Source organism: Citrobacter sp. EC_71 (genome assembly GCF_019584005.1).
In the GTDB taxonomy this organism is placed as follows: Bacteria; Pseudomonadota; Gammaproteobacteria; order Enterobacterales; family Enterobacteriaceae; genus Citrobacter; species Citrobacter werkmanii.
Genome location: NZ_VDAY01000013.1, coordinates 34,444 through 47,044, shown reverse-complemented (window position 1 = coordinate 47,044; position 12,601 = coordinate 34,444). Strand labels below are relative to the sequence as shown.

Sequence of the window (12,601 nt, the reverse complement as noted above, 5' to 3'; positions counted from 1 at the left end):
CGGATTCTGCTAGAATCAGCAAATATTTTTACAATTTGATCAGCGCTAAATACTGCTTCACAACAAGGAATGCAAATGAAGAAATTGCTCCCCATCCTTATCGGCCTGAGCCTGTCGGGGTTCAGTACTCTGAGCCAGGCAGAAAACCTGATGCAGGTTTATCAGCAAGCACGCCTGAGCAACCCGGAATTGCGTAAATCCGCCGCCGATCGCGATGCTGCATTCGAAAAAATTAACGAAGCGCGTAGCCCATTACTGCCGCAACTGGGATTAGGTGCCGATTACACCTACAGCAATGGCTACCGTGATGCAAATGGCGTCAACTCCAACGCCACCAGCGCATCTCTGCAGTTAACTCAGTCCATTTTTGATATGTCAAAATGGCGTGCCCTGACGCTGCAAGAAAAATCAGCGGGCATCCAGGACGTGACCTATCAGACCGATCAGCAAACGCTGATCCTGAATACCGCCACCGCCTATTTTAACGTACTGAACGCGATTGACGTGCTGTCTTACACCCAGGCACAGAAAGATGCGGTTTACCGTCAGTTAGATCAGACCACTCAGCGTTTTAACGTTGGCCTGGTCGCTATCACTGACGTGCAGAACGCCCGTTCACAATACGATACCGTGCTGGCAAACGAAGTTACCGCGCGCAACAATCTGGATAACGCGGTGGAACAGCTGCGTCAGGTAACCGGTAACTACTACCCGGAACTGGCTTCGCTGAACGTTGATGGTTTTAAAACCAACAAACCGCAGGCGGTGAACGCACTGCTGAAAGAAGCGGAAAACCGCAACCTGACCTTATTGCAGGCACGTTTAAGCCAGGATCTGGCGCGTGAACAGATCCGCCTGGCGCAGGACGGTCATTTACCAACTCTGGACCTGACCGCATCTACTGGCGTATCTGACACCTCTTACAACGGTTCCAAAACTAACAATAACGCCCAGTATGACGACAGCAACATGGGCCAGAACAAAATCGGTCTGACCTTCTCTCTGCCTATTTATCAGGGTGGAATGGTTAACTCGCAGGTGAAACAAGCACAGTACAATTTTGTTGGCGCAAGTGAACAACTGGAAAGCGCACACCGCAGCGTAGTGCAGACCGTTCGTTCTTCGTTTAACAACATTAATGCGTCCATCAGTAGCATCAACGCGTACAAACAAGCGGTTGTTTCTGCGCAAAGTTCTTTGGATGCAATGGAAGCCGGTTATTCCGTTGGTACACGTACCATCGTGGATGTATTGGATGCCACTACCACGCTGTACAACGCTAAGCAACAGCTGGCTAATGCGCGTTATACCTATCTTATCAATCAGTTAAACGTTAAATCCGCGCTCGGTACGCTGAACGAGCAGGATCTTGTGGCCCTGAACAATACGCTGGGTAAACCGGTATCCACTACCCCGGATACCATCGCCCCGCAAAACGCGCAGCAAGACGCCGCAGCGGATGGTTATACGTCCAACAGCACGACGCCGGCGGCGCAGCCGACAGCAGCACGTACAACCAGCAGCAACGGCACCAACCCGTTCCGTAATTGATGCTGATGACGGGGCTTCGGCCCCGTCTGAACGTAAGACAACGTAAAGATCCGCCCCTTCCTACGCATTCTCGCCTCTTCCCGCTTCAATTTCGACCAGTCATCCTCTATTCTGAGCAGTATTTACCACTGGGTCCTGGAAGACATAAATGAAACGGACAAAATCGATACATCACGCCTCGTTCCGCAAAAGCTGGAGCGCACGCCACCTGACTCCTGTCGCCCTGGCAGTTACCGCTGTGTTTATGCTCGCGGGCTGTGAAAAGAGCGACGAAACGGTTTCGCTTTATCAAAACGCGGACGACTGCTCGGCAGCGAATCCGGGTAAAAGCGCCGAATGTACTACCGCGTTCAACAATGCGCTGAAAGAAGCGGAACGCACCGCGCCAAAATATGCCACTCGAGAAGACTGTATCGCCGAATTCGGCGAAGGCCAGTGCCAACAGGCACCTGCGCAAGCGGGTATGGCGCCGACCGGCGAAGGCCAGGCTCAGGCGCAGAACCAAAGCAGCGGCAGCTTCTGGATGCCGCTGATGGCAGGCTACATGATGGGCCGACTGATGGGCGGCGGTATGGGCGCGCAGCAACCGCTGTTCAGCTCGAAAAATCCGGCCAGCCCAGCATACGGCAAATACACTGATGCCAGCGGTAAAAACTACGGTGCAGCGACGCCGGGTCGTACCATGACCGTGCCGAAAACCGCCATGGCGCCGAAACCAGCCACCACCACTACCGTCACCCGCGGCGGATTTGGCGAATCTGTGGCTAAACAGAGCACTATGCAGCGTAGCGCCAGCGGCACCACCACACGTTCAATGGGCGGCTGATGGTCATGGAAAGAGTCAGTATTGTTGAGCGCCCGGACTGGCGCGATAAGGCCACCGAATACGGTTTCAACTTTCACACTATGTACGGCGAGCCGTACTGGTGTGAAGACGCGTACTATAAGCTCACGCTTGCTCAGGTTGAAAAGCTGGAAGAGGTCACCGCAGAGCTGCATCAAATGTGCCTCAAAGTGGTGGAAAAGGTCATCGCCAGCGATGAGCTAATGACCAAGTTTCGCATTCCAAAGCATACCTGGGGCTTTGTTCGTCAGTCCTGGCAGACACAGCAGCCGTCACTTTATTCGCGTCTGGATCTGGCGTGGGACGGCACGGGTGAACCCAAACTGCTGGAAAACAACGCCGATACGCCAACGTCACTGTACGAAGCCGCGTTTTTCCAGTGGATCTGGCTGGAAGATCAGCTCAATGCCGGCAACCTGCCGGAAGGCAGCGATCAGTTCAACAGTCTGCAGGAAAAGCTGATCGAGCGCTTCACCGAGCTGCGTGAACAGTATGGTTTTCAGTTGCTGCATCTGACCTGCTGTCGTGATACGGTTGAAGATCGCGGAACGATCCAGTACCTGCAGGATTGCGCTGCCGAGGCTGAGATCGCCACTGAATTCCTTTATATCGAAGATATTGGCCTGGGTGAAAAAGGTCAGTTCACGGATATGCAGGATCAGGTTATTGCTAACCTGTTCAAGCTTTATCCGTGGGAATTCATGCTGCGTGAAATGTTCTCCACTAAGCTTGAAGACGCGGGCGTTCGCTGGCTGGAACCGGCCTGGAAGAGCATTATCTCCAACAAGGCGCTACTCCCGCTGTTGTGGGAAATGTTCCCGAACCATCCGAACCTGTTGCCTGCTTATTTCGCCGAAGACGACTATCCGCAGATGGATAAATTCGTCGTTAAGCCAATCTTCTCGCGTGAAGGCGCTAACGTCTCCATCATTGAAAACGGGAAAACGATCGAAGCCGTGGAAGGGCCGTATGGCGAAGAAGGTATGATCGTACAGCAGTTCCATCAGCTCCCGAAATTTGGCGACAGCTATATGCTGATCGGCAGCTGGCTGATTAACGATCAACCTGCTGGCATCGGCATTCGTGAAGACAGAGCATTGATCACGCAGGATCTCTCGCGCTTCTATCCGCATATTTTTGTCGAATAATCGTTGTGCCGGATGGCGACTCCGCTTTGCCCGGCCTACGGCATGAACCGTAGGCCCGATAAGCGCAGCGCCATCGGGCATTAATTACCCTACCAGCACCGACAGCATACTCAAACTGCCCATCTCAATACCGTCAACCGGGATCGTCACCGGTTCCTTACCGTCCCATGCGCCCAAAACGTACAGTAGCGGCAGATAGTGATCCGGCGTCGGGTTCGATAACGATCCACCTTCATGATCGAGATAATTGACCAGCGGGTGCTGTTCAACCGGTCCCTGCCATGTCAGGTTTGCCTTCACATAATCGTTGAATGAGATCGCCCAAGGGTATGGCGTGTTCTCACCGTGCCAACGCGCAGTACGCAGATTGTGTACCACATTGCCGCTGGCCACCAACATAATGCCTTCATCACGCAACGCCGCCAGCTTACGGCCCATCTCAAAATGCCAGGCCGCGGGTTTGGTGCTGTCGATGCTCAACTGCACCATCGGAATATCCGCATTCGGATACATCTTGATCAGCACGCCCCAGGAGCCATGGTCGAATCCCCACGCTTCTCTATCTAACGTGACGGGCACAGGGGAAAGCACGTCAACCAGATGCTGCGCCAGTTCCGGTGAACCGGGGGCCGGGTAATGCGTGTCATACAGCGCCTGCGGAAAACCGCCAAAATCATGGATTGTTTTTGGCGCTTCCATCGCCGTCACGCCTGTTCCACGGGTAAACCAATGCGCCGACACCACCACAATGGCTTTCGGACGCGGCAACGTTTCCCCCAGTTGCTGCCAGGCACGGGTATAAACGTTATCTTCCAGAACATTCATCGGGCTACCGTGGCCCAAAAACAATGCTGGCATACGAGCTGAAGACATGATGATATCCTTACTGAGGGAGTCATTTTGATACCATCACAATACGCTTTTTCGGTTAATGAAGAACTCAGATAACCATGATGAAGATCATCAGTTATTTTGACGATCTGGCCCGGACAGCAGATTGATAAGGAGTTAGATTTGTCGATGTCAGTACCTTTACTTCTGACTTTACTGGCAGGCGCCGCCACGTTTATCGGCGCATTTCTCGGCGTGCTGGGGCAAAAACCCTCTAATCGCGTTCTTGCCTTTTCTTTAGGTTTCGCTGCCGGAATTATGTTACTGATATCCCTAATGGAGATGCTGCCCGCTGCGCTGGCCGCTGACGGCATGTCGCCGGTGTTGGGCTACGGGATGTTTATTGTGGGCTTGCTGGGCTACTTTGGCCTCGATCGTATACTGCCGCATGCTCACCCCCAGGATCTGGTGCAAAAAACCACGCAGCCTTTACCCGGTTCCATCCGGCGTACCGCGATTTTATTAACGCTCGGCATCAGCCTGCACAACTTCCCGGAAGGAATTGCGACATTTGTTACTGCCAGCAGCAACCTCGAACTGGGCTTTGGTATTGCCCTTGCCGTCGCATTACACAATATTCCTGAAGGATTAGCCGTGGCGGGTCCGGTCTATGCGGCTACGGGATCTAAACGCACCGCGATATTCTGGGCCGGGATTTCGGGCATGGCGGAAATATTGGGTGGCGTACTGGCGTGGTTAATTCTCGGTAGTCTGATTTCGCCGGTAGTAATGGCGGCGATAATGGCGGCCGTTGCAGGTATTATGGTCGCGCTGTCCGTCGATGAATTGATGCCATTGGCAAAAGAGATCGACCCCAATAATAATCCCAGCTATGGGGTATTGTGCGGAATGTCGGTGATGGGGTTAAGTCTCGTCATTCTCCAGTCTATGGGAATCGGCTAATTCATAGAGCGGATGCCACCCTGCTAATTTACAGCATCCGCTCATCCATAGCAGAACGTGAAGGACTATTCCTGTTCCTTAACCGCGCTGTTATCCTCGCCAGAATGACGAAAGAGTTTGTTTCGCGCCTCGAGTAATGCATCCCGGTCTTGCCGAAACGCCCGACAATAACGCTTCATATGGCAATAATAACCCACCGCAACGAGTGCAATTAATACAATCCAGTACCAGGCAATAAACATTCTTTCACCCTTAAAATTTAACATCATTAAACATTTAACGTTAAAATTTTACACAACCTTATTCTGACATACTCCTATAGTGGCATATTCCAGAAACAAATATATGATTTCGATCATATAAGTAAGCGACTAAGCCAATAGCCCAATCGTTATAAAAAAACAAAACTATGTCGACAGGATCACACAACGCAATAATAAATATTGTTCTTAAAATACCTCGCTCATACTATCCAAAAAATAATAAAAATTAGATCCTGCAGAATAATACGCTTCATCAATATTAATTGATTCATCATAAAAGCAGTACAGCAATCCTATTCCTTGGTTAATTGACATCGTAAAAACATAATATATTCAGCATCATTATATTTACAGGTAATATAAGGAGATATATCCATGTTTACACAATACCGAAAAACACTTCTCGCTGGAACGCTTGCACTGACGTTTGGATTAACTGTGGGGAATTCGTTTGCCGCAGGATTTCAACCCGCCCAACCCGCAGGAAAGCTGGGTGCAATAGTTGTTGATCCTTATGGAAATGCCCCACTTACCGCACTGATTGAATTAGATAGTCACGTTATCTCAGATGTTAAAGTCACCGTTCATGGTAAAGGTGAAAAAGGAGTTCCGGTTACTTATACCGTTGGCAAAGAATCACTCGCCACTTACGATGGCATTCCTGTTTTTGGCCTTTATCAAAAGTTCGCTAATAAAGTTACCATTGAATATAAAGAAAATGGCAAGGCCATGAAAGAAGATTACGTGGTGCAAACATCCGCCATCGTTAATCACTACATGGATAACCGTTCTCTTTCTGATTTACAGCAAACTAAAGTTATTAAGGTAGCTCCCGGCTTCGAAGACCGTCTGTATCTGGTGAATACCCATACTTTCACCGCGCAGGGCGCAGAATTCCACTGGCATGGTGAAAAAGACAAAAATGCCGGCATCCTTGATGCGGGTCCCGCCGGCGGCGCATTACCCTTTGATATCGCCCCTTTCACCTTTGTCGTCGATACGGAAGGTGAATACCGTTGGTGGCTGGATCAGGATACCTTCTATGACGGCCATGACATGGATATCAATAAGCGCGGTTACCTGATGGGCATTCGGGAAACACCACGCGGAACCTTCACCGCCGTGCAGGGCCAGCACTGGTATGAATTCGATCTGATGGGACAGATTCTGGCCGACCATAAGCTACCGCGAGGATTCCTGGACGCGTCGCATGAATCGATCGAAACGGTCAATGACACCGTGCTGCTTCGCGTGGGTAAACGCGATTATCGCAAGGAAGATGGCATTCACGTGCAAACTATCCGCGACCAGATTATTGAAGTCGACAGATCCGGTCGCGTTGTTGACGTATGGGATCTGACAAAAATTCTCGACCCCATGCGTGACGCCCTGCTGGGTGCGCTGGACGCGGGCGCGGTATGCGTCAACGTCGACCTCGCTCACGCAGGCCAACAGGCGAAACTGGAGCCAGATACACCCTACGGTGATGCCCTCGGCGTTGGTGCGGGTCGTAACTGGGCTCACGTCAACTCCATTGCCTATGACGCTAAAGACGACTCTATCATTATCTCTTCCCGTCATCAGGGAGTCGTAAAAATTGGTCGCGATAAACAGGTGAAGTGGATCCTGGCGCCATCTAAAGGCTGGAATAAAGCGCTGGCAAGTAAGCTGTTGAAACCGGTAGATGCTAAAGGCAACGCGCTGAAATGTGATGAAAACGGCAAGTGTGAAAACACTGAGTTCGATTTTACCTACACCCAGCACACCGCATGGCTCTCCAGCAAAGGGACATTAACCGTTTTTGATAACGGCGATGGTCGTGGACTTGAACAACCGGCTTTGCCGACGATGAAATACTCCCGTTTTGTCGAATATAAAATTGACGAGAAAAAAGGAACCGTTCAGCAAATTTGGGAATACGGAAAAGAGCGCGGCTATGATTTTTATAGTCCCATCACCTCGGTTATCGAATATCAAAAAGATCGCGACACCATGTTTGGCTTTGGTGGATCGATTAATTTATTTGATGTTGGACAGCCGACCATTGGCAAAATTAATGAAATTGACTACAAGACCAAAGAAGTCAAAGTTGAAATTAATGTCCTTTCCGATAAGCCAAACCAAACACACTACCGTGCATTACTGGTCCACCCACAACAAATGTTTAAATAATCACGTTAGATTAAGGATTAATTATGTCATCTAAATGGATCGCTTCATTATTTAAAAGCGTGGTATTAACCGCCGCACTTGTCTCACCGTTTGCCGCATCGGCTTTTACCGAAGGCACTGATTATATGGTGCTGGAGAAACCAATTCCTAATGCGGACAAGACGTTAATCAAAGTATTCAGCTACGCCTGTCCGTTCTGCTACAAATACGATAAAGCCGTAACGGGCCCCGTGTCAGAAAAAGTCGCCGACGTAGTTACCTTCACACCGTTTCATCTGGAAACCAAAGGAGAATACGGCAAACAGGCTAGTGAAGTATTTGCGGTAATGATTAATAAAGACCAGGCGGCAGGAATTTCATTGTTTGACGCCAAATCTCAGTTCAAAAAAGCCAAGTTCGCATATTACGCAGCCTACCATGACAAGAAAGAACGCTGGTCAGACGGTAAAGATCCTGCCTCATTCATTATGACGGGGTTGGATGCTGCGGGTATGAGTCAGGCGGATTTTGAAACCACACTGAAGGAGCCAGCTGTCCAGCAAACGCTGGAGAAATGGAAAGCGGCATATGATGTCGCCAAAATTCAGGGCGTACCGGCTTACGTCGTCAACGGCAAATACCTGATCTACACCAAAAACATCAAATCCATTGATTCTATGGCTGAGCTTGTCAGAGAGCTGGCGGCAAAATAAACAGGGACCCGGCTATGGCTTTCATTAAAGGATTGTGGCGAGACTTATGTATTGCACCGGTTGATACCCTGGTGAGATGGCAGGAACGGCGCTTTCTGTGGTTACTGATGGCTTGCGCAATGGGTGGGTTAATTATTCTGGCGCACTCATTCTTCCAAATCTATCTCTACATGGCCCCCTGCGAGCAATGTGTATACATTCGCTTTGCCATGTTCGTGATGGTTTTTGGTGGGCTGATCGCGGCGATAAACCCTAAGAATATTGTTCTGAAGCTCATCGGCTGCATCGCGGCATTTTACGGCAGCATCATGGGCATTAAGTTTTCCATCAAACTTAACGGCATTCATTATGCAGTACATAACCCGGACCCGGATTCGCTCTTTGGCGTACAGGGATGTTCCACCGATCCGACCTTCCCGTTCAATTTGCCACTGGCAAACTGGGCGCCGGAATGGTTTAAGCCCACAGGAGACTGCGGTTATGACGCACCTGTCGTTCCCGATGGCGTGGCGCTCAGCAGTATGCAAAAGTGGTTTGTCGATCTGTACCAACAATCCGAAGGTTGGTATCTCCTGCCGCCGTGGCATTTTATGAATATGGCGCAGGCCTGCCTACTGGCCTTTGGCGTATGTTTGCTGCTATTAGTGATTATGAGCGGTGCCTGGGCAATCAAGCTGACCAGAACTAAATAGTCAGGCTGCAATAACAAAAAACCGAAGCCAGAAAACTGACTTCGGTTTTTTTATCCCTACCACGACAAGCGTGGTTATGAGCAATTAGCTGGCTTTACGCTCATGCGCCTGACGGTAAGCCACCAGGTCTTCGATAGTGACCACAGCCATATTATGCTTGCCGGCAAATTCGATGCACTCCGGCGCGCGCGCCATGGTGCCATCGTCATTGGTCAGTTCGCACAGCACACCGGCTGGTTTAAAGCCTGCCAGCGTCATCAGATCGATGGTGGCTTCAGTATGACCGCCGCGAGTCAACACACCGCCTGCCTGAGCCCGCAGCGGGAAAACGTGTCCCGGGCGGTTCAGATCGGAAGGTTTTGCGCCATCCTTAATTGCCGCACGTACCGTAGTGACACGGTCTGCAGCGGAAACGCCGGTGGTCACGCCTTCTGCGGCTTCAATGGTCACGGTAAAACCGGTACCATAAGCACTGGTGTTATTTTCCACCATCATTGGCAGATCGAGCTGTTTGCGTCGGTCTTCAGTGATGCACAGGCAAACAATACCGCTGCCGTGACGGATGGTCAGCGCCATCTGTTCAACGGTCATGGTCTCTGCCGGGAAAACCATATCGCCTTCGTTTTCACGATCTTCGTCGTCAAGCACCATCACACCGCGTCCTTCACGCAGCGCAGAAAGCGCATGTTCAACACGTTCGAAAGGCGTACCAAAAGAGGAAAGTAGCGTCTGATTCATGGTAAAAAAACCTCACTAAAATTATGGTTACCAGAATCAGGGCAGTCTTAGGAGTACCGTCTAAGCGGCAAAAAAATAACGTGAGCGGGTCCATGCCCGACTGGATCGTTACTCTCTCCCATCCGGACTTTAACCGTCGGCCCCGGAATTACACCGGATCTGCTGACCTTTGAGTTTGCACCCAAAGCGCTCGCGGGCTTTCAGCATTAAGCTGATTTACCGCCGGTGGGGAATTTCGCCCCGCCCTGAGAATAAGCGGGTTAACTATAACGCTATTGATTACCTTCATCAACGCCTTTACTCGACTTAGCTTCACACAATTCTGGTTTATGCCTGCGCCCATTCGCACTACAATAAGCAGCAACACGTACCAGTTCAGGGAAACCACAATGATTGACCCGAAAAAAATTGAGCAAATTGCTCGTCAGGTTCACGAGTCGATGCCGAAAGGGATCCGGGAGTTTGGGGAAGACGTCGAGAAGAAAATTCGTCAAACGCTGCAGTCACAACTGACCCGTCTGGACCTGGTAAGCCGTGAAGAGTTTGATGTGCAGACTCAGGTTTTGCTGCGTACCCGTGAAAAGTTGGCGCTGCTTGAACAACGCCTGACTGAGCTGGAAGTGCGTGAAAAAACGGCAGAAGTTAAGCCTGCCCCTGCGCTCCCCTCAGTCGATCCGCAAGAATAAAAACGACAACGGGCCGCAAGGCCCGTTTTTTGTTAGTGTTCCAGTTCGAGTTTCTTCGCCTCTGTCGCCTGCTGGCAGTACAGCGCATAACGTTTACAAAACCAGCTACGATGTTCCTCATCCATATTGCCCGTGACGGCCTGGATATCAACAGGGTGGCCCTCAGCCTGCATCCTGGCAAAACTGCGGGCCAGGAAATCGAAATTGTTCATTGAATACATGTTGCTGTGCATGAGCATACCCTCCAGTTATTGAATATCTGCTAAGGCCATATGCTTTTTCTAGTTTCAGTATTTCCCTATACGCGAAATGGTTTTGTACATAATGTGCGCAAATTTATAGCCCAGGCTCACACTTTCCTATGAAACCTACGCCTCGTGCTGAGAGTGAAAAGATGCTGTAGCAAAACGCGACAATCGCCGCCTTTGAGACAGAGCGTCATCATAAAGCTGAACCGCTGAAAAACAGCCCACAGCCTGTTGAGAAAACGACTGAAGAATAAGAAACAGAAATGCCGGATGGCAGCGCTTACGCGTTTTATCCGCCATCCGGCAAACTTCCCGGCGATTATTTATCGCTGTCTTTTTGGATCTTTTTGATGATATTGGTCGTTGAGCAGCCGTCTTCGAAGTTCAGCACCAGCACTTCACCGCCGTTCGCCCACACCTCTTTGCTACCCGCAATATCTTCCGGCTTATAATCGCCGCCTTTTACCAGCAGATCCGGCAGGATGCCCGCAATCAGACGTTGCGGTGTATCTTCTTCAAAAGAGACCACCCAATCGACGGCCTCCAGCGCACCCAGTACGATCATCCGCTGTTCCAGCGGGTTGACCGGACGCGTTTCGCCTTTCAAACGTTTGGTCGAAGCATCGCTGTTTACCGCTACGATCAGGCGATCGCCCAGCTTGCGCGCGTTTGCCAGATAGGAGACGTGACCCGCATGCAGGATGTCGAACACCCCGTTGGTCATCACGACTTTCTCACCGCGTTTGCGGGCGCTGGCAACGGCCTGTTTCAGCTCAGATTCGCTCATCACGCCAAAGCCAGTATCTGCCCGACCTCGCACGGCGTTTTCCAGTTCAATGGGAGAAACGGTGGAAGTCCCCAGTTTACCTACGACAACACCGGCTGCGGCGTTAGCAAAGTAGCACGCTTCTTCCAGAGAGTTACCCGCCGCAAGCGTCGCCGCAAGCACGCCAATAACCGTATCGCCCGCGCCGGTCACGTCATACACTTCCTGCGCCTGGGTCGGCATATGCAGCGGTGCTTTACCCGGTTGCAGCAGCGTCATCCCCTGCTCGGAACGCGTGATCAGCAAAGAGGAAAGGTCAAAATCAGCAATCAATTTCATGCCGCGTTCCACCAGCTCATCTTCGCTTTTGCACTTACCAACAACCGCTTCAAACTCAGACAGATTCGGCGTCAGCAGCGTGGCGCCACGGTAGCGTTCAAAATCGGTTCCTTTCGGATCGATAAGCACCGGAACTCCGGCCTTACGCGCCAGCGCAATCATCTGCTGGACGCTTGCCAGCGCGCCTTTGGCGTAATCAGAGAGCACCAGCGCGCCGATAGAACCCAGCGCCTGATTAATACGCTCGTGCAACGGCTGCGGATCCACACCTTCAAAACCTTCTTCGAAATCCAGACGAATCAGCTGCTGGTTACGGGAAAGCACGCGCAGTTTGGTAATCGTCGGATGGGTCGGTACGGAGACGAAATCACATTTTACGTTCACATCCGCCAGCGTTTTGCTCAGCGCACGCGCCGCGTCATCAATACCAGTCAGGCCCACCAGACGCGAATTCGCTCCCAGGGAGGCAATGTTCATCGCCACGTTTGCTGCGCCACCGGGACGTTCTTCGATGGTATCCACTTTCACCACCGGAACCGGCGCTTCAGGCGAAATACGGCTGGTAGGACCGTACCAGTAGCGATCCAGCATCACATCACCGACAACCATTACTCCTGCACGTTCAAACTCTGGCAGCGTTACTTTCATTCCTGTCTCCTGAGAGATTC

General features: G+C 51.0%; 13 protein-coding genes and 1 riboswitch. Of the genes, 8 read left to right on the top strand and 5 right to left on the bottom strand.

From position 1 onward, the window contains the following. Positions 1-75: 75 nt before the first annotated feature. The 3 genes from tolC (at position 76) to FHD02_RS15130 (ending at position 3,543) form a co-directional block, all read left to right on the top strand. Positions 76-1,551: an outer membrane channel protein TolC gene (tolC, locus tag FHD02_RS15140; RefSeq protein ID WP_042311027.1), complete on the top strand. Its 1,476-nt coding sequence runs from the start codon at positions 76-78 to the stop codon at positions 1,549-1,551. A gap of 148 nt (positions 1,552-1,699) precedes the next feature. Then, on the top strand, positions 1,700-2,377 hold the full coding sequence (locus FHD02_RS15135) for a DUF1190 family protein (protein WP_006688037.1): 678 nt from the start codon (positions 1,700-1,702) through the stop codon (positions 2,375-2,377). A 5-nt stretch (positions 2,378-2,382) separates the two neighbouring features. Continuing rightward, on the top strand, positions 2,383-3,543 hold the full coding sequence (locus FHD02_RS15130; RefSeq protein ID WP_042311167.1) for a glutathionylspermidine synthase family protein: 1,161 nt from the start codon (positions 2,383-2,385) through the stop codon (positions 3,541-3,543). A gap of 84 nt (positions 3,544-3,627) precedes the next feature. Here the strand turns inward: FHD02_RS15130 and ygiD are convergent, their stop codons facing one another. Next, positions 3,628-4,416, bottom strand: coding sequence for a 4,5-DOPA dioxygenase extradiol (gene ygiD, locus FHD02_RS15125; RefSeq protein ID WP_220394052.1), 789 nt, complete (start codon positions 4,414-4,416; stop codon positions 3,628-3,630). A gap of 147 nt (positions 4,417-4,563) precedes the next feature. Between ygiD and zupT the strand changes: the two genes are divergently transcribed. Beyond that, on the top strand, positions 4,564-5,337 hold the full coding sequence (gene zupT / locus FHD02_RS15120) for a zinc transporter ZupT (RefSeq protein WP_038633928.1): 774 nt from the start codon (positions 4,564-4,566) through the stop codon (positions 5,335-5,337). A gap of 65 nt (positions 5,338-5,402) precedes the next feature. On the opposite strand, the gene FHD02_RS24685 is transcribed toward zupT, so the two are convergent. Next, positions 5,403-5,579 carry a hypothetical protein gene (locus tag FHD02_RS24685; RefSeq protein WP_072033368.1) on the bottom strand — a complete coding sequence of 59 codons (177 nt, stop codon included), beginning with the start codon at positions 5,577-5,579 and terminating at the stop codon, positions 5,403-5,405. 396 nt (positions 5,580-5,975) lie between these two features. Here FHD02_RS24685 and FHD02_RS15115 point away from each other — a divergent pair, with 396 nt between their 5' ends. The 3 genes from FHD02_RS15115 to dsbI are packed head-to-tail and all read left to right on the top strand — an operon-like array spanning position 5,976 to position 9,156. Continuing rightward, positions 5,976-7,772 (top strand): aryl-sulfate sulfotransferase, encoded by a 1,797-nt coding sequence (locus FHD02_RS15115; RefSeq protein WP_220394051.1) that lies wholly within the window; start codon positions 5,976-5,978, stop codon positions 7,770-7,772. Positions 7,773-7,795: 23 nt separating this feature from the next. Beyond that, on the top strand, positions 7,796-8,464 hold the full coding sequence (locus FHD02_RS15110; protein WP_220394050.1) for a thiol:disulfide interchange protein DsbA/DsbL: 669 nt from the start codon (positions 7,796-7,798) through the stop codon (positions 8,462-8,464). A 14-nt stretch (positions 8,465-8,478) separates the two neighbouring features. After that, entirely contained in the window at positions 8,479-9,156 is a 678-nt protein-coding gene (gene dsbI, locus FHD02_RS15105; protein WP_137360696.1) for a protein-disulfide oxidoreductase DsbI, read from the top strand. Between the two features lie 84 nt (positions 9,157-9,240). Here the strand turns inward: dsbI and ribB are convergent, their stop codons facing one another. Then, complete coding sequence (gene ribB / locus FHD02_RS15100; protein WP_038633931.1) at positions 9,241-9,894, bottom strand: 3,4-dihydroxy-2-butanone-4-phosphate synthase; 654 nt, start codon at positions 9,892-9,894, stop codon at positions 9,241-9,243. 106 nt (positions 9,895-10,000) lie between these two features. Beyond that, a riboswitch (FMN riboswitch) is annotated at positions 10,001-10,151 on the bottom strand. A 132-nt stretch (positions 10,152-10,283) separates the two neighbouring features. Here ribB and ubiK point away from each other — a divergent pair. Then, complete coding sequence (ubiK, locus tag FHD02_RS15095; RefSeq protein ID WP_137360695.1) at positions 10,284-10,580, top strand: ubiquinone biosynthesis accessory factor UbiK; 297 nt, start codon at positions 10,284-10,286, stop codon at positions 10,578-10,580. Between the two features lie 32 nt (positions 10,581-10,612). On the opposite strand, the gene glgS is transcribed toward ubiK, so the two are convergent. Then, positions 10,613-10,819: a cell surface composition regulator GlgS gene (gene glgS, locus FHD02_RS15090; protein WP_087856824.1), complete on the bottom strand. Its 207-nt coding sequence runs from the start codon at positions 10,817-10,819 to the stop codon at positions 10,613-10,615. 328 nt (positions 10,820-11,147) lie between these two features. Further along, the gene (gene hldE / locus FHD02_RS15085; protein WP_038633941.1) at positions 11,148-12,581 is read right to left on the bottom strand and encodes a bifunctional D-glycero-beta-D-manno-heptose-7-phosphate kinase/D-glycero-beta-D-manno-heptose 1-phosphate adenylyltransferase HldE; all 1,434 of its coding nucleotides are present in this window, start codon (positions 12,579-12,581) and stop codon (positions 11,148-11,150) included. Positions 12,582-12,601 lie beyond the last annotated feature (20 nt).